17 protein-coding genes are annotated in these 17,339 nt (G+C 60.7%); 11 read left to right on the forward strand and 6 right to left on the reverse strand.

What is annotated here, in order from left to right:
* Positions 1-65 precede the first annotated feature (65 nt).
* The 5 genes from B4F27_RS02380 to B4F27_RS02400 all read left to right on the forward strand — a co-directional run bounded on the left by B4F27_RS02380 (position 66) and on the right by B4F27_RS02400 (position 3,611).
* The gene (locus B4F27_RS02380) at positions 66-752 is read left to right on the forward strand and encodes a response regulator transcription factor (RefSeq protein ID WP_005850360.1); all 687 of its coding nucleotides are present in this window, start codon (positions 66-68) and stop codon (positions 750-752) included.
* Positions 753-995: 243 nt separating this feature from the next.
* On the forward strand, positions 996-1,784 hold the full coding sequence (locus tag B4F27_RS02385; protein ID WP_009825509.1) for an exodeoxyribonuclease III: 789 nt from the start codon (positions 996-998) through the stop codon (positions 1,782-1,784).
* A 52-nt stretch (positions 1,785-1,836) separates the two neighbouring features.
* Positions 1,837-2,757: a thioredoxin gene (gene trxA, locus B4F27_RS02390; RefSeq protein WP_009825508.1), complete on the forward strand. Its 921-nt coding sequence runs from the start codon at positions 1,837-1,839 to the stop codon at positions 2,755-2,757.
* A gap of 27 nt (positions 2,758-2,784) precedes the next feature.
* The gene (locus B4F27_RS02395; RefSeq protein ID WP_005850355.1) at positions 2,785-3,429 is read left to right on the forward strand and encodes an LON peptidase substrate-binding domain-containing protein; all 645 of its coding nucleotides are present in this window, start codon (positions 2,785-2,787) and stop codon (positions 3,427-3,429) included.
* Between the two features lie 29 nt (positions 3,430-3,458).
* Positions 3,459-3,611 (forward strand): Trm112 family protein, encoded by a 153-nt coding sequence (locus B4F27_RS02400; RefSeq protein WP_180829218.1) that lies wholly within the window; start codon positions 3,459-3,461, stop codon positions 3,609-3,611.
* A 22-nt stretch (positions 3,612-3,633) separates the two neighbouring features.
* Here the strand turns inward: B4F27_RS02400 and B4F27_RS02405 are convergent, their stop codons facing one another.
* Positions 3,634-4,860, reverse strand: a complete 1,227-nt coding sequence (locus B4F27_RS02405; RefSeq protein ID WP_286758756.1) for an FAD-dependent monooxygenase — start codon at positions 4,858-4,860, stop codon at positions 3,634-3,636.
* Between the two features lie 89 nt (positions 4,861-4,949).
* Between B4F27_RS02405 and B4F27_RS02410 the strand changes: the two genes are divergently transcribed.
* The 4 genes from B4F27_RS02410 to B4F27_RS02425 all read left to right on the forward strand — a co-directional run bounded on the left by B4F27_RS02410 (position 4,950) and on the right by B4F27_RS02425 (position 11,283).
* On the forward strand, positions 4,950-6,278 hold the full coding sequence (locus tag B4F27_RS02410) for an amidase (protein WP_286758757.1): 1,329 nt from the start codon (positions 4,950-4,952) through the stop codon (positions 6,276-6,278).
* A gap of 109 nt (positions 6,279-6,387) precedes the next feature.
* Positions 6,388-7,569 (forward strand): aminotransferase class I/II-fold pyridoxal phosphate-dependent enzyme, encoded by a 1,182-nt coding sequence (locus B4F27_RS02415; RefSeq protein WP_286758812.1) that lies wholly within the window; start codon positions 6,388-6,390, stop codon positions 7,567-7,569.
* Positions 7,570-7,586: 17 nt separating this feature from the next.
* Positions 7,587-10,508 (forward strand): DNA translocase FtsK, encoded by a 2,922-nt coding sequence (locus tag B4F27_RS02420; RefSeq protein ID WP_286758758.1) that lies wholly within the window; start codon positions 7,587-7,589, stop codon positions 10,506-10,508.
* Between the two features lie 169 nt (positions 10,509-10,677).
* Positions 10,678-11,283 (forward strand): LolA family protein, encoded by a 606-nt coding sequence (locus B4F27_RS02425; RefSeq protein WP_009825501.1) that lies wholly within the window; start codon positions 10,678-10,680, stop codon positions 11,281-11,283.
* A gap of 58 nt (positions 11,284-11,341) precedes the next feature.
* Here the strand turns inward: B4F27_RS02425 and B4F27_RS02430 are convergent, their stop codons facing one another.
* On the reverse strand, positions 11,342-11,932 hold the full coding sequence (locus B4F27_RS02430) for a lytic transglycosylase (RefSeq protein ID WP_174226590.1): 591 nt from the start codon (positions 11,930-11,932) through the stop codon (positions 11,342-11,344).
* A 71-nt stretch (positions 11,933-12,003) separates the two neighbouring features.
* Positions 12,004-12,885: an AEC family transporter gene (locus B4F27_RS02435; protein WP_286758759.1), complete on the reverse strand. Its 882-nt coding sequence runs from the start codon at positions 12,883-12,885 to the stop codon at positions 12,004-12,006.
* Between the two features lie 84 nt (positions 12,886-12,969).
* Between B4F27_RS02435 and hspQ the strand changes: the two genes are divergently transcribed.
* Entirely contained in the window at positions 12,970-13,296 is a 327-nt protein-coding gene (gene hspQ / locus B4F27_RS02440; RefSeq protein ID WP_005850331.1) for a heat shock protein HspQ, read from the forward strand.
* 36 nt (positions 13,297-13,332) lie between these two features.
* Here hspQ and B4F27_RS02445 read toward each other — a convergent pair whose 3' ends face one another.
* From B4F27_RS02445 to B4F27_RS02455, 3 genes are all read right to left on the reverse strand, one after another.
* Positions 13,333-14,910 (reverse strand): gamma-glutamyltransferase family protein, encoded by a 1,578-nt coding sequence (locus tag B4F27_RS02445; RefSeq protein ID WP_286758760.1) that lies wholly within the window; start codon positions 14,908-14,910, stop codon positions 13,333-13,335.
* A gap of 343 nt (positions 14,911-15,253) precedes the next feature.
* Complete coding sequence (locus B4F27_RS02450; RefSeq protein WP_037942732.1) at positions 15,254-15,733, reverse strand: ATP-binding protein; 480 nt, start codon at positions 15,731-15,733, stop codon at positions 15,254-15,256.
* On the reverse strand, positions 15,730-16,071 hold the full coding sequence (locus B4F27_RS02455; protein ID WP_037965335.1) for an STAS domain-containing protein: 342 nt from the start codon (positions 16,069-16,071) through the stop codon (positions 15,730-15,732). Before B4F27_RS02455 ends, B4F27_RS02450 begins: the two co-directional genes overlap by 4 nt.
* Positions 16,072-16,158: 87 nt before the next feature.
* Here B4F27_RS02455 and B4F27_RS02460 point away from each other — a divergent pair, with 87 nt between their 5' ends.
* Positions 16,159-17,331: a thiolase family protein gene (locus tag B4F27_RS02460; RefSeq protein WP_286758761.1), complete on the forward strand. Its 1,173-nt coding sequence runs from the start codon at positions 16,159-16,161 to the stop codon at positions 17,329-17,331.
* Positions 17,332-17,339 lie beyond the last annotated feature (8 nt).

A 17,339-nucleotide genomic window follows, 5' to 3' on the forward strand; every position in this document is an offset into this window, starting at 1 on the left:
CTGCTACTCTTGCACGCACGGCTTTGTGAACACATCTAAAGTAAAGTTGTAGAGGATGAGTTGATATGGCCCAGCTGAAGAAAATCTTGCTCGTAGATGATGACGACGACCTGCGCGACGCGCTGAGCGAGCAATTATTGCTGACCGAAGACTTTGATGTATTCGAAGCAGGCAATGGCGCAGACGCCAAAACCCGCGCCGCCGAAGCCTTGTATGATCTGGTCATTCTGGATGTTGGACTGCCGGACATCGACGGGCGTGACCTGTGTCGCGACCTGCGTACCCAGGGCGTGAAAAGCCCGATTCTGATGCTGACGGGGCATGACAGTGACGCGGATACGATCATGGGTCTGGATGCGGGCGCGAATGATTACGTCACCAAACCGTTCAAATTCCCCGTTCTCTTGGCGCGCATCCGGGCACAGCTGCGCCAGCACGAACAATCCGAAGAGGCGATTTTCCAGCTTGGGCCCTATACGTTCAAGCCGTCGGCCAAGCTGTTGATCACCGAAGACGACAAGAAAATCAGGCTGACCGAAAAAGAGACGAATATCCTCAAGTTCCTATACCGTGCTGCCGCGGGCGTCGTCCCGCGCGACACGCTTTTGCACGAGGTCTGGGGCTATAACGCCGGTGTCACGACGCACACGTTGGAAACCCACATCTACCGCCTGCGCCAGAAGATCGAGCCTGATCCCTCCAACGCAAGAATTTTGTTAACTGAATCAGGTGGATACAGAATTATTTCATAATTGTGGAACCCAAGCGGGTGCCGCTGGTTATTCCTGCGAGAGACGGGGTTTTCATGACCCGTCGATCGGTTTGAACCCGAAGTTTGTATCCGGGAAATGATACATACCTCCCTGTTGGACTAGGCCGGGCCTTTGTGCCCGGTCTTTTTTTGTCCGCAGCCCGGAAGTGCCGGTAATTCGGCATGGTGGACGCTGCGTATTTCGCGGTAGGGTGCGCGCGATCTGACCCAAGGGAGCTGCCTCATGCCTTTCACGCTGGCCACATGGAATATCAACTCTGTCCGGTTGCGCGAACCGATTGTGCTCAAGCTGCTGGCTGAACATGGGCCGGATGTGCTGTGTTTGCAGGAATGCAAAAGCCCGGTCGACAAAATCCCCACCGCGGCCTTCATCGAAGCGGGCTACACCCATATGGTGGCGCGAGGGCAAAAAGGATACAATGGTGTGGCAATCCTGTCGCGCTTGCCCTTGGTGGATGCCGGTGATCAGGACTTTGCGACGCTGGGCCACGCGCGCCATGTTGCGGCAAAGCTCGAAAACGGGGTGACGGTGCATAACTTCTATGTGCCCGCTGGCGGCGACGTGCCCGACCGCGAGGTGAACGAGAAGTTTGGCCAGAAGCTCGATTATCTGGCGGACATGCGCGACTGGTTCCACGGCGACAAACCCGAGAAATCCATTCTGGTGGGCGACCTGAACATCGCACCGCGCGAGGATGACGTCTGGGATCACAAGAAGCTGCTCAAGGTGGTAAGCCACACACCGATAGAGGTTGAAAAGCTGGCCGAGACGCAGGACGCCGGTGGTTTTGTTGACGTAACGCGGCAGGATATCCCGCAAGGCAACCTGTACAGCTGGTGGTCCTACCGCGCCAAGGATTGGGATGCGGCAGACAAGGGCCGCCGGTTGGATCACGTCTGGGCAACGCCCGATATCTCGGGCGCGGCACATTCCAGCCGCGTGTTGCGCGACGCCCGTGGTTGGGAAAAGCCCAGCGACCACGCGCCGGTCTTTGCGACATTCGACCTTTGAAATAGACAGACGCGCCCTCATATAAAGGGCAACCCCAAGCGAGGATTTTGATATGATGGATTTGAACCTTTCCCCCGCCGGTGCCGGTGATGCCGATCTGATCAAAGACACGAGCGAAGCGACCTTCATGGCCGATGTTGTCGAGGCATCGCAAACGGTGCCGGTGATTGTCGATTTCTGGGCCCCGTGGTGCGGCCCGTGTAAAACCCTTGGCCCGATGCTCGAAGACGCGGTGCGCGCGGCCAAAGGCGCGGTCAAGATGGTCAAGATCAACGTTGACGAGGCCCAACAGATCGCAGGCCAGTTGCAGATCCAGTCGATCCCGACCGTTTATGCTTTCTTCAAGGGCCAGCCGGTTGACGGTTTTCAGGGGGCCCTGCCACAGTCCGAGATCAAGGCGTTCATCGACCGCGTGATCAAAGCGGGCGGCGGCGAAGCCCCCGGTGAAGAGCTGTCAGAGGCCGTGGCCGCCGCGGATGACATGCTTGCCGAAGGGGCGGCGCAGGACGCGCTGGACACTTTTGCCGCGATCCTGGGCGAAGACCCGAACCATGCCGGTGCTTATGGCGGGATGGTGCGCGCCTATATCGCGTTGGATCAGCTTGATCAGGCCGAAGCGCATCTGAACGGCGCACCCATCGAAATCTCGAAAGCGCCCGAGCTTGAGGCCGCGCATGCGCAGCTTCAACTGGCACGACAGGCAGCCGATGCGGGCCCTGTGGCAGAGCTTCAGGCGGCGGTGGATGCCAACCCTAATGACATGCAGGCGCGTTTCGATCTGGCGCAGGCGCTTTATGCGCATGGCGACACGCAGGCCGCTGTGGATCAACTGCTGACGCTTTTCGGCAAGGATCGTGAATGGAATGACGGCGCCGCCAAGACGCAATTGTTCACCATTTTCGAGGCGTTGAAACCCAATGATCCGATTGCGCTGAATGGTCGTCGTAAACTTAGCTCTATGATATTTGCATAAGGCTGTGCGCGCCCTAGGTAAGCTTACATGATACAGCAATCGGACCTGCCAGACACAATCGCGATCTTCCCGTTGTCGGGCGCATTGCTGCTGCCGCGCTCGCGGTTGCCGCTGCATATCTTTGAACCGCGCTATCTGCAGATGATCGAAGACAGTCTGAAAACGCCGGGGCGATTGATCGGCATGGTGCAGCCCAATGTGGTGCCGGGGCGCGACGGTCCGGGGCTGCAAACCATTGGTTGCGCCGGGCGGATCACCCAGTTTTCCGAGACTGAGGACGGGCGCTATATGATCACCCTCGCGGGGATCTCGCGTTTTCGGGTGGTGAAAGAGGTCGAAGGCTTCGCGCCCTACCGCCGTTGCGATGTCAACTGGGACGGGTTTGAACGCGATCTTGGCAAGGATGAACAGGACAGCAGTTTCGACCGCGATAATTTCCTGAACACGCTTGGCCGTTACTTCGACGCGCGAAACCTGTCAGCAGATTGGGATACGTTGCAAGAGGCCGACGATGAACTGTTGATCAATTCACTGTCGATGATGCTGGATCTTGATTGCGAAGACAAACAGGCCTTGCTAGAGGCACCATCCCTCTCTACCCGACGCGAGACGTTGCTGACGTTGATCGAATACACCCTGCGGGGTGGCCAAGAAGGGGAGATGATGAATTGAACGCCGAAGAGATACCATTCGACCGCCGCATGCTAGAGGCGCTGATTTGCCCCCGCACGCAGATGCGCCTGACCTATGACGCCGACAAGCAAGAGCTGATCTCGGACGCGGCCGGTCTTGCCTATCCGATCCGCAACGGTATCCCCGTGATGCTGGTGGACGAAGCGCGGGTTATCGACTGACCCGCCGGGGGTAGGCTGCCCCCTAAAGCGCCTTACCCTGCATCAGACGGGGCAGGGTGCCCGTCAGACCTGCCGCCTCGCGCATGAAACCGCGACGGGCATCGGGCAGGGCGTTAATCGCCGCCATCCCCACATCACGTGCAAGACGCAGCAGCGGGTTGTCGTTGGAAAACAACCGGTTGAAGCTGTCCGTCGCCAATGCCAGCGCGGTGTTATCAAAGCGACGCCACAGCTGATATTGCTCAAGCACCGTGGTGCTGCCGACATCCTGCCCGCGCCGTTGCGCATCAGCGATCACCTCTGCCAGCGCGGCGACATCGCGCATGCCGGCGTTCAACCCCTGACCGGCAATCGGGTGCACCCCATGTGCGGCATCCCCCAGCAGCGCGACACGCGGTGCCACCATCGAATGCGCCAGCGACAGGCTCAGCGGGTAAGTGTACCGCGCACCAGCAAGGGAAATCTCGCCCAGAAAATCACCAAAGCGAGGGCGAAGCACGTCGAGGTATCCCTCATCCGGCAGCGCGTAGATATGCGCTGCGTTGGCGGCGGTCTCGCTCCAGACGATGGAGGACCGGTTTTCGGTCAGCGGCAGGATCGCCAGCGGACCGGGGGGCATAAAGAACTGATGCGCGACCCCGTGATGCGGCTTTTCATGGGCGATGGCGCAGACCAGCGCCGTTTGCGCATAATCCCAGCCGATGCGTTTGATTCCCGCCCGCGTGGCGGTGCCCGATGCGCGACCATCCGCGCCGACAACCAGACGCGTGCGCAGGGTCTTGCCGCCTTCAAATGTCAGGGTGACGCCCGCCGGGGCGGCGTCTTGCGCGATGATCGTTTCGCCGTCCAACCGCGTGATGCGGGCCTCAGCGCTCACGGCTTCTGCCAAGGCGCGCCGCAGGTGGCGGTCCTCGACCATATGGCCCATCGGCCCTTCTTCGATCTCTGCGTGATCGAAATGCATGAAGAAAGGGGAGGGGCCTTCGCCCGCGCGCCCGTCCGTCACTTTGATCTCAAGCATCGGTTGCGCGTGGGATTTCACATTATCCCAAATCCCGAGCGCCCCGAGCATCCGTGTCGAGGTCAACGCCAGCGCATAGGATCGCCCGTCAAACGCCGCATCTTCCCGCGTGGCAGCGAGCAGCCTGTCGATCAACGTGACCCGCAGCCCGATCTGCGCCAAAGCCAAGGCAAGTGTCGGGCCATTCAGCCCACCACCGACGATTGCGATATCTGTATCAAAATCCATAGCTTTAGATATGGGCGTGCAGCAGGGATTGTCCATGCGCGCTGGCGTCGCTACCGTCCCTTTTCCAAAGCATTATTCGAGGAAGCAACATGCAAGAGTGGTTAACCATGACAGCCGCAGATCTGGGACGGGGCATCGGGGACGGCCAGATCGACCCTGTTGTGCTGTGCCAGACCTATCTTGACGCGATCGACGCCCACCCCCTGCGGGATCGCATCTATGCCCGTGTGACCGCCGACCGGGCCCTGGCCGAGGCCGGAGCCGCGCGGGATCGCGCGCGCGCGGGCCAGCGTTTGTCGCCATTGGACGGGGTGCCGATCAGCTGGAAAGACCTGTTCGACACCGCCGGCATCGCGACAGAGGCGGGCAGCGCCCTGCTGAAAGACCGTGTGCCGGACCGCGACGCGCGCGTGTTGGCGAATGCCACCGCGATGGGGTTGGTCTGTCTGGGCAAGACCCATATGAGCGAGCTGGCGTTTTCGGGGCTCGGGTATAACCCCAGCACCGCCACTCCCCCTTGCGTGAACGATGAAGCTGCCGTGTCGGGCGGGTCGTCGTCCGGGGCTGCGGCTTCTGTCGCTTTCGGTCTGGCGGCGGCGGCGATCGGGTCGGATACCGGCGGATCGGTGCGGGTGCCTGCCGCGTGGAACGATCTTGTGGGGCTGAAAACCACCTCGGGCCGTGTGTCGCTTGAGGGGACCGTGCCGCTGGCGGCCAAGTTCGACACGGTGGGCCCGCTTTGCCGCTCGGTCGAGGATGCGAGCCTGCTGCTGGCGCTCACCGAAGGGGCCAAGCCGATGGACATGGGCAGCACCGACATCGAAGGGCGTCGCTTTGCGATCCTGCGCACGGTGGCGTTCGATGATATTGAAGGCGCCCCCGCGACGGCTTTCGACGATGCTGTCGCGCGGCTAAAGGAAGCGGGCGCGGTGATCGAGGACATCGATTTCGACCCTATCAAAGAGGCGATGCCGCTGAGCGGGTGCCTTTACACCGCCGAAGCCTACGGCCTGTGGCGCGACGTGATCGAAGCGAACCCGGATGCGATGTATGGTGAGATCCTTGAAAGGTTCCGTCTGGGTAAATCCCACTCCGGCCCCGATTATGTGGCAGCCTGGGCCAAGATCGACCAGATCCGCGCGGCCTATGTGAAAGCTGTGGCGGGCTATGACGCGGTGCTGATCCCCACCGCACCGCTGCTACCCCCCAAGCTGGACCGGCTGGAAACCGAGCATGACTATTACGTCTCGGCCAACCTCATGACCCTGCGCAACACGCGTATCGGGAATCTTATGGGGCTGGCGGCGGTGACTCTGCCCACGGGCACCCCATCCTGCGGGATCATGCTGATGGGTCAGCCCTTTGGCGAAGAGCACCTGCTGCGCATTGCCGCAGCCGCCGAAGAGGCATTGGCCTAAATGACACAAACCTTGCCCTGCGTCCTGCAATGTCTGGACGCGGGGCAAGCCCTTGGGTACTCTGGAACAAACGGGGCGTGAATGATCCCGAACCCGAGGCAGTGAAATGATGTACCCCGAGCGGTTTTCGAACCTTCCGGCCCACGCGTGGCCGCGCCTGCGCGCATTGCTTGATGCGCATGAAGGCGGTGGCACGCCGATCCACATGACGATTGGCGAGCCGAAACATGCTTTTCCGGCATGGGTCACCGATGTGATTGCTGAAAATGCTGCCGGATTTAACAGCTACCCGGCCAACGACGGCACGCCCCAGTTACGCGGCGCGATTGCCGGATGGATCAACCGACGCTACGGTGTGGATGTGGATGCAGACACGCAGGTGATGCCGCTGAACGGCACCCGCGAAGGGCTGTATAATGCCGTCATGGCCACCTGTCCCGAGACGAAGAATGGCCGCAAGCCCGCCATTCTGATGCCGAACCCGTTCTATCAGGTCTATATGATCGCCGCGATTTCCGGTGCCGCTGATCTGGTGATGGTGCCTGCCACGCGCGAAACAGGGCATCTGCCCGATTTTGCCAGCCTGCCCGAAGATGTGCTGAACCGGACCACTGCGGCCTATATCTGCTCGCCCGCCAACCCGCAGGGGGCCGTGGCCACCCGTGCGTATTGGGCCGATCTGATCGCGCTGGCAGATAAATACGATTTCAAAATTTTCGCGGATGAATGCTATTCAGAGATCTACCGCGACACGCCGCCCGTCGGGGCGCTACAAGTGGCGCAAGAGGTCGGGGCCGATCCGGATCGTGTGGTGATTTTCCATTCGCTGTCGAAACGGTCGAACCTGCCCGGGCTGCGGTCCGGCTTTGTCGCGTCGGGTGCCAATACCATGCGCGAGATCAAGCAGCTGCGGAATTATGCCGGTGCACCGCTGCCGTTACCGTTGCAAGCGGCGTCGGCTGCGGTCTGGGACGACGAAGCCCATGTCGCCGAGAACCGCGCGCTTTACATCGAGAAATACGAAGTCGCCGACCGCATTCTCGGCAACGTCCCCGGGTACCAAAGCCCCGAGGCCGGGTTCTTTTTGTGGCTGCCGGTGGAAGATGACGAAGCTGCGGCGCTGAAACTCTGGCGTGAAACCGGCGTGCGGGTGCTGCCGGGCGGCTATCTGGCGCAAAGCGTGAACGGCGAAAACCCCGGGAAACAATATATTCGGGTGGCGATGGTCGCCCCAAAAGAAGAGACAACGCGCGGGATCGAAGCGATCCGCCGCTGTCTCTATCCAGAATAAGACGAGGGATCAGAGCAATGGCATATCAGACACGTGGGCGCGACCCTTTGCTAGACACCAACATGGCCGAAGCGATCGAAAAACGCGGCAAGGAGCTGTTGGGCCTCGGGCTGATCGCCCTGGGCCTTATGGCCGCCATGATGATCGGCAGCTACACCCCTGACGATCCCAACTTTATGGTGTCCACCGATGCGCCGGTGCAGAACTGGCTGGGGCGCATGGGCGCGTCGCTGGCCGCGCCTTTGTTCATGATCGTGGGCTGGGGCGCGTGGTCTGTCGCGGCAATCCTGCTGGCCTGGGGCGCACGCTTTGCCCTGCACCGCGGCGAGGAACGCGCCGTAGGCCGTTTGATTTTTGCCCCGATTGCCGTCGCCTTGTGTTCGATCTACGGGGCAACGCTGACGCCGGATGCGGCTTGGCTGCAAACCCATAGCTTTGGTCTGGGCGGGCTTTTTGGCGACACGGTCATGGGCGTGATCCTGACCGTCCTGCCGATCGGGTCGACCTTTACGATCAAGCTGATGTCGCTGTTGATGGGCGTGGCGATCCTTGCCTTTGGTGCCTTTGTTGTCGGCTTCACCCGACTTGAACTGCAACGTCTGTTCCGCTTCATGCTGGTCGGGCTGATCATGGCTTATGCCGGATTGATGACCCTTCTGGGGCGGGGTGCGTCGGGGGCGGTTGCCGCCGCGCAGGGCATTCAGGCCCGCCAGCTTGAACGCCGCGAACGCAACCGGATCGAGGCCGAGGAGAATGCGGAATTCGCGGCCAGCCAAGGATACTATGACGACGAATTGGCCTATAGCGACGCGCCTGCAGCTGCGCCAAAAACCGGCCTCCTGTCGAAAATGCCGACGCTGGTCAAACGCGCCGACCCGCTGCCCGAACCTGAACTGGTCGAGACATGGGCTGAACCCGAACTGGGCGAAGCCCCCAGCAGCGACCGTATCAAATCCAAGATCGCCGATGTGATCAAAAGCCGCGTGCGGACCGGCGGGGCTGTGCATACGGCCACCACCGCCCCCTTGACCCGTGGTCGCGGGCGTGGCCCTGATCCGCTGCTGCTGGATACCACCGCGCGTGGTGCCCGCCGCGAAGAGCCGCCATTGACCGGTGCGCCGGCCCCCTCCCCTACTCGGGCGGAGCCGCCTTTAACCGCAAGCCGTGCACCTTTGGTCGCGGAGCGCCCCGTGCTTGAGCTAACCCCCTCCGAACCGGATCACGACGCGGATATGGCGGTTCTGGATGATGAACCGATGACCGACAGCCACCTGCCACTGCAAGAGGCAGAACGGGAACCGGCCATGCAGATCCCTGTGGCTCAGCCGCGCAAGGTGGTGCAGCCGCAGATGCGCAAGCCGGTGCAGCCTAGCAAACAGGCTCAGGCCGAGGCACAGCCTGCGTTGACCTTTGAAGACACGCATCCCGGATTTGAACTGCCGCCGCTGAACCTGCTGGAAAGCCCGGATAATGTCGAACGCCTGCACTTGAGCGACGACGCGCTGGAAGAGAATGCGCGCATGCTGGAAAACGTGCTGGATGACTATGGCGTAAAGGGTGAAATCGTCGCCGTCCGTCCGGGCCCCGTTGTCACCATGTACGAGCTGGAACCGGCACCGGGCCTCAAGGCGAGCCGTGTGATCGGTCTGGCGGACGATATCGCGCGCTCTATGGCGGCACTGTCGGCGCGTGTGTCTACCGTGCCGGGGCGCAGCGTGATCGGGATCGAACTACCTAACGAGAACCGCGAGAAAGTCGTGCTGCGCGAAATCCTCGCCGCGCGTGATTTCGGCGACAGCACCATGCGTCTGCCGCTGGCCTTGGGCAAAGACATTGGCGGTGACCCTGTGGTCGCGAACCTTGCCAAGATGCCTCACCTGCTGATCGCGGGGACCACCGGTTCGGGTAAATCCGTTGCGATCAACACAATGATCCTGTCGCTGCTCTACAAGCTGACGCCGGAAGAATGCCGTATGATCATGATTGACCCCAAGATGCTGGAACTGTCGGTCTATGATGGCATCCCGCATCTGTTGTCCCCCGTTGTGACCGACCCGAAAAAGGCCGTTGTCGCGCTGAAGTGGACCGTGGGCGAGATGGAAGAGCGCTATCGCAAGATGTCCAAGATGGGCGTGCGCAACATCGAAGGCTATAACGGTCGTGTCCGCGAGGCTCTGGCCAAGGGAGAGATGTTCAGCCGCACCGTCCAGACCGGCTTTGACGAGGATACGGGCGAGCCGATCTTCGAGACGGATGAATTCAAGCCCGAAGCGCTGCCCTATATCGTCGTGATCGTGGACGAGATGGCCGACCTGATGATGGTCGCGGGCAAGGAGATCGAAGCCTGCATCCAGCGTCTGGCGCAGATGGCGCGGGCATCGGGTATTCACCTGATCATGGCGACACAGCGTCCTTCGGTCGATGTCATCACCGGCACGATCAAGGCGAACTTCCCGACGCGGATTTCCTTCCAGGTGACCTCCAAGATCGACAGCCGTACGATCCTGGGCGAGATGGGCGCCGAACAGCTCCTTGGCATGGGTGACATGCTCTATATGGCGGGCGGGTCCAAGATCGTGCGCTGCCACGGTCCCTTTGTCAGCGACGAAGAGGTCGAAGAGATCGTGAACCACCTCAAGGCCTATGGTGAACCTGATTATGTGTCGGGTGTGGTCGAAGGGCCCTCCGATGACCAAGAAGGGAACATCGACGCGGTTCTGGGTCTGGGCGGCAATACCGACAGCGAAGACGCGCAATATGACACGGCCGTGGCGATCGTTGCAAAAGACCGCAAATGTTCGACATCCTACATCCAGCGGAAGCTGGGCATCGGCTATAACAAAGCCGCGCGTCTGGTCGAACAGATGGAGGACGCGGGCCTTGTTTCGCCTGCCAACCACGTGGGCAAGCGCGAGATCCTGATACCAGAGCAGGGGTAGCGCGCAAAAATAATCGGAACGTCATTGCGACGCCGGGGGTTGGCTTGGGAACAGGCCAGCCCCTTTTGCATTTCGGGCGTGTTAGGCGATATCCTGCTGCGTGATATCGTATATCATGACGCGAAGCCCTATGTCGAAGGCAAGGCACTGGAATAAGAATAGGAAGACTATGATGCGTTTTGTTACCACCACCGTTCTGGCCATTGGTCTGGGGTTGGCAGCTGTGATGCCCGCCGCCGCCGACAAACTGCCGCTGAACGCGATTTCCGGCTATCTTAACGATCTGAAAACCGCCAAGGGCGAATTCACCCAGATCAACGACGACGGCTCGATCAGCACCGGCACGATCTACATCAAACGTCCGGGCAAAGTGCGCTTTGAATACAACGCACCGGATTCGGGGATTGTCGTGGCGGGCAGCAATACGGTCGTGATCTACGACAAGAAATCCAACCAACCGGCAGAGACATACCCGCTGTCCAAAACGCCGCTGTCGATCATTCTGGCCGCGAATGTGAACCTTGGTCAGGCCAAGATGGTGACGGGGCATAACTATGACGGCACCGCGACCACCGTGCGCGCCCAAGACCCCGCGCATCCTGAATATGGCAATATCGAGCTGAAGTTCACCGGCAACCCGGTCGAGCTGCGCCAGTGGATCATCAACGACGGCAACGGCACCAAGACCACCGTGGTTCTGGGCGACCTGCAGAAAGGCGGCAGCCTGCCCAACAAACTGTTTGACGTCGGCAGTCCCGGTCAGGTGAACCGCTAAGGAAAAAGGGCCCCGAACATGTGTTCGGGGCCCCTTTCTTTATCCGGTGTTGGTCAGCTTACCAACGTGACAGGCGACACCCTGCAATCTGCTGCTGGTACATGTCGGAGCGCGCACGCACCTTGCGGGCCACGGCGACCAGCCAGGGTTTCGAATTATAGCTTTGGCGCGCATAGCCTGTGTTGCCTTCATGATAGGCCAGATACTGGTTTTCCGCGTCATGCAGGGGAATGCCGTTCTTGTCGCGGCTCTTGTTCATGTACCACCCCATGAAATCCGACGCGTCGTTGATCCGGTCGCGCTTGGCGCGGAAACCGCCAGCTTCGGCCAGATATTCATCCCATGTCGCATCAAGCGCCTGGCTGTAGCCAAAGGCGCTGGACTGGCGGCCCATGGGGATCACGCCGATGACATAGCGGAACGGCGTACGGGCGTCCGCGATGAATTTGCTTTCCTGATGGATCGTCGCCATCTGCACATGGACAGGCACGCCCCAACGGCGTTCAGCTGCACGGAATGCGCGGTAATATTCTGGGCGCTCTTTGAGAATCGCACATGCGTTATCAAGGTCTCGTGGGGCACTGGTCGGACCGCCACTACATGATGCCAAAAGCACAGCAATTATCAGGGCGCAAAAGGTTCTGCTCATCGGCCTCTCGCTTTTATCGTGTTTTTATTACATTTAGTTTATCAGATTGCCCTGCCGACGCCCACCAGAAATTACAGCAGAAACCCCAGCATAAGCGGTAAAGCGGCAACCGATAGCACGGTAGAGACGACAACCAGCCCCGCGACAGACTGCGCATCCGCACCGTATTTCTCTGCCAGCAGGTAGGATGTCACCGCCACCGGTGTGGCGACCTGCAAGACCAGCACGCCAAAAGCGATTTTATCAAGGTCAAAGAACCAGCCCGCCAAAGCGGCGATGCCGATGCAGATCGCAAGCTTGATCAGTGAAAACACCACCGCGCGCCCGATCCCGCCGGGGGACAGCCGTGCCACGGCAACGCCCAATGTGATCAGCATAATCGGGATCGCCATTTGACCGAGCAGGGACAGCGTATTGGTCAAAAACACCGGCGTTTCCCAGCCTTGCACCAGAAACAATGCGCCCAATGCCGTGCCCCAGACCAGCGGTTCACGGATGACCTTCCCAAAGGAGCCAGACCCCGCCACCAGCCAGATTCCAAAGGTGAACGACCAGATGGCCATAATGGCAAAGACCACAACGGCGTAACCCAACCCCGTTTCGCCAAAGGCAAAAAGTGCGAGCGGCAGGCCCAGATTGCCGGTATTCCCGAAGATCATCGGGGCCAGATACGTCCGCCGGTTCAACCCGAATACGCGCACGATCACGGCGGCCAGCAGCGTTACCCCGCCATAGGCCGCCACTGTCGCCAGTGACAAAGCGCTCAGCGCGGCGGGGTCGATCTGCGTTGTCATCAGCGACACAAAAATCAGACAGGGCACCGATAGGGTCATCGCCAGCTGGGTCACAAACTGGATGCGATACTCGAACCCCAGCTTCACCCAGGCAAAGCCGACCCCCGCGAGCAGGAACACAGGAGCCACAATTTCAAGCACTGTCAGGACGAGGTTCACAAACTGTTTCCTTGGTTGCGCGTCGCAGGATTGGACAAAAGCCCCTTGAAGGGACTACGAACGAACGGTAGGTGCACCGATGTTATGATAAGAACGCGCGCGAAATACCACTTGGGCCAGATCGTCCGGCACAAAAAACATCCCTTCCGAGGGGTGATTTTTGACGTGGACCCCGAATTTGCCAATACCGAAGAATGGTACGAGGCTATTCCGGAAGACAGCCGCCCCGAGAAAGACCAGCCCTATTATCACCTGCTGGCCGAAAACGAACAAAGCTATTACGTGGCCTATGTGTCCGAGCAGAACCTCGTGGCCGATTACTCGGGCGAACCTGTGGACCATCCCGATATCCCCGACCTCTTCGGCCCGTTCACCGATGGGGCCTATCCGCTGCACTTCCAGCTGAATTGAGGCAAAGCGTGGGTGACCCGCGCCTGCCACCCTGTTTCAATAGCCCAGGGCACACCCATCCTTGCGTGCGTCGCTCGCCCCCTCCAGCAAACCGTTGTCATGCAGCTGGATCGCCTGCGCGCCGCCGATGGCTGTGGCCGGAATTTCGACCTTATGCCCCATCTCGGCCAGCTCGGCGCGGACCGCATCGCTATACCCGCGTTCGACCTTGAGGACGCCATTGTCGGAAAACGCGCGGGGGGCGTCGATGGCGGCCTGAGGGTCTAGCCCGAAATCCGTCAGGTTAGAGACAAAACGCGCGTGGCCATTGGGCTGGTAGGCCCCGCCCATCACGCCAAACGGCATGATCACCTTACCGTCGCGTTTGATCATCCCCGGAATGATCGTATGCATCGGCCGCTTGCCGCCCTTCAGCTCGTTCGCGTGCCCTTGGTCAAGGGTGAAACCCGCACCGCGGTTTTGCAGCAGGATACCGAATTTATCCGACGCGATGCCCGACCCGAAACCGTGGAAGATCGAATAGATCAACGACACGGACATCCCATCCTTGTCCACCACGGTGATATAGATCGTATCCTTATGCACCGCCTCTGACAGGGCGACGGGGTCGGGCATGGCTTTCTTCGGGTCGATCAACGCCGCCAGCTCCTGCGCCGTTTCGGGCGCAAGCATATGGGCCAGACGTGCGGTATGGTCCGGGTCCGCCAGAAAACGATTGCGCGCATCATACGCCAGCTTGGCGGTTTCCGCCTCGATATGCACACGCTCCGCGCCCCAAGGATCCATGGATGCAATGTCGAAATGCGACAGCATGTTCATCATCAACAGTGCTGTGGCCCCCTGACCGTTCGGCGCATGTTCCAGCACCTCAACGCCCTGATAAGTGGAGGCAAGGGGCTCACCGGGGGTGCAAGCGGTGGCGGCGAAATCCTCTGCCGTGTGCTTGCCCCCCATCGCATTGAGAGAGGCGACGATATCTTCGGCCACCTCACCGGAATAGAAGGCATCGCGCCCGTCCTTGGCGATGCGACGCAGGACTTCGGCCTGTCCGGGGGCGCGGAAGATGTCGCCGGTCTTTGGGGCCTCGCCGCCGGTCAGATAGAAATCGCGTGCGGCCCCCTGCAAGGTGCCCGCATCATTACCCCAATCAAAGGCGACACGTGCCGCGACGGGTACGCCTTCTTCGGCATAGCGGATCGCAGGGGCAAGAATCGTGTCCAGACCCATGGTGCCGATGGTGTCGGACAGGTGGCAAAACGCGTCGATCGCGCCGGGAATGGTCACGGCGTGGGCGCTGCGCAGTGGTACCGTCTTTTCACCAGCGTCCCGCAAATGGGCGGCATCCAACGCAGCAGGGGCGCGGCCCGATCCGTTCAGCGCGTGCACCTCGTCGCTGCCCGCTGGCGAGTACAGCACAAAGCAATCCCCGCCGATTCCGGTCATCTGCGGCTCGCAAATCCCCAGCAGCACGGCACCGGCAATCGCGGCATCCATCGCGTTGCCGCCCCGCTCAAGAATATCGACAGCGGTCTTTGCGGCCAAAGGATGGGACGTGGCACACATGCCATTGCTCGCCAGAACGGGGGATCGTCCGGGAAGGTGAAAGTCGCGCATGTCATTGGCCTCAGGTTGCTGTCATCGGCCTGAACGTAGCGCGGTGCAGGACGGGCGGGCAATCACTAAAGGGCAGTTGGGCACTTAAAGGGGAACTGGGCTCTTAAAGGGGAGCTGGGCACAGTAAATGTGCCTCGGCGTTGCGTACTGGGTGGGGGCTATTAAAACGCAACGCCGAGGGAAGCCATATGCAGCTACAGAACCGACGTTGCCCGCAAAGCTGGGCGGAATTATGAAACCTTTGAGGCGCTATTGCGAAGCGTTGCTTCAAGCTGCCCCAAAGGTGACCAATACTTAACCCCTGGCGGCAAAGGCCCCCCTAGTGGCGGCCCCCAAACCCAGCTTATCCGGCGGCAAGCGGAATGCGCAGCGCCAGCAGGTTCATATCACCGGTGCGCGAATATTCCAGCTCGCAGCTCAGCAACCGGATCAGGCTCCAGCCGAATCCCCCTTCCGGCAGTTCGTCAGCAAGTTTCAGCACATCGAATGCTTCACCCGGGGGGAGGGTGAACCCCGGCATCGGTTTGCCCAGATCGGTGATGCGAAACCGCAAGTCATCAGGCGCATAGGCCCCGCGCACCCCGATTAACCCCGCTTGGGGCAATCCGGCATAGGCGTGTTCGACCACGTTATTCAACGTCTCGGCCAGCACCAGTTCCACAATCTCGAGGTTTTCTTGCGATAGTCCCCGATCGGCCAGTTCTGTGCGGATATGTCCAAGGGCCGCGCGTACCGCATCGGCAGAGGCTTCCAACGTCACCTCGAACCCATAGGGGGTATCCGCCTGACCCACTGTGCCTTCGTTCCGGTTCGGGGCGCTCATGCGGGCACCTGCGCGGCCAGTGCGGCGTCCAATGTGGGGAAAAGGGGAAACACGCTGTCCATCCGCGTCAATCGAAACACCCGATCAACCGAGGGCGTCAGCCCCGCCAGCGTCAGGCTGCGGTCCGGCAACAGAAGTTTCAGCGTCGCCACCACCGCGCCAAGCCCGCTGGAATCAATAAAGTTCACCTGTCCCAGATCCAGAATAACCACCGGTGGCCCATCTTCGATCATATCCCGCATGGCTTCCTTAAAGGCGCGGGCAACGGCGGCATCAATACGGTCTTCCATCACGGATATGATTTGCAGCTGCCCTTCTGTTCTGGTTGAGAGTTTCATATGGTCATCTCCAAGGTGTCCCGGACGCCAGAAGACATAGCGCCGATACCTTACCAAAAGATGATCATTTCCCGGGGAGGGGACGAAATGGAAAAAGTCGTGATAGCAGGGGCTGCGCGGACGCCGATGGGCGGGTTTCAGGGGGCTTTTGCCGATCTGACCGCGGCCGATCTGGGGGGGCATGCGATCAAGGCGGCGCTGGATGGTGCCGGCACCAATACCGTGGATGAGGTGCTGATGGGCTGTGTGTTGCCCGCAGGGCAGGGCCAGGCTCCCGCGCGTCAGGCCGGCTTCAAGGCAGGTCTCGGCGAAGAGGTGCCGGCGACAACGCTGAACAAGATGTGCGGCTCGGGGATGAAGGCGGCGATGATCGCCTTCGACCAGATCGCCTTGGGTCAGACCGATACCATGATCGCCGGCGGGATGGAGAGCATGACAAACGCGCCCTATGTGCTGCCGAAAATGCGCGGCGGCGCGCGGTTGGGGCACGGTCAGGTGATCGATCACATGTTCCTCGACGGGTTGGAAGACGCCTATGACAAGGGCCGCCTGATGGGCACCTTTGCCGAAGACTGCGCCGAGACATTTCAATTCACCCGCGCCGTGCAGGATGACTATGCGCTGGCCTCTCTGTCCCGCGCGCTCGACGCGCAAAGCAGCGGCGCGTTCGATGACGAGATCGCAGCGGTTGATCTGAAATCGCGTAAAGGGTCGGTCACCATCTCGGCGGATGAACAGCCCGGCAACGCACGGCCCGAGAAGATCCCCGAACTCAAACCCGCTTTCCGCGAGGGCGGCACAGTCACGGCGGCGAATGCGTCTTCCATCTCGGACGGGGCGGCGGCATTGGTGCTGGCATCTGAAACCGCAGCCAAATCCCAAGGGTTGAATGTCCGCGCGCATATCCTCGGCCACGCCAGTCACGCGCAGGCACCGGGGCTTTTCACTACCGCGCCCGTACCGGCGGCGCAGAAACTGCTGGACCGGTTGGGCTGGCAGAAAGACGACGTTGATCTGTGGGAAGTGAACGAGGCCTTTGCCGTCGTGCCGCTGGCCTTCATGCATGAAATGGCGCTGTCCCATGACATCGTGAACGTGAACGGCGGTGCCTGTGCGCTTGGCCACCCCATCGGGGCCTCTGGCGCACGTATTATCGTGACCCTGCTGAACGCACTGGAAAAGCGCGGGCTGAAACGGGGTATCGCGGCGATCTGCATTGGCGGCGGTGAAGGCACCGCGATTGCGATCGAACGCCCCTGATTTTCCAA

The sequence above is a fragment of the Sulfitobacter sp. UBA1132 genome, assembly GCF_002311545.1.
GTDB lineage: Bacteria > Pseudomonadota > Alphaproteobacteria > Rhodobacterales > Rhodobacteraceae > Sulfitobacter > Sulfitobacter pontiacus.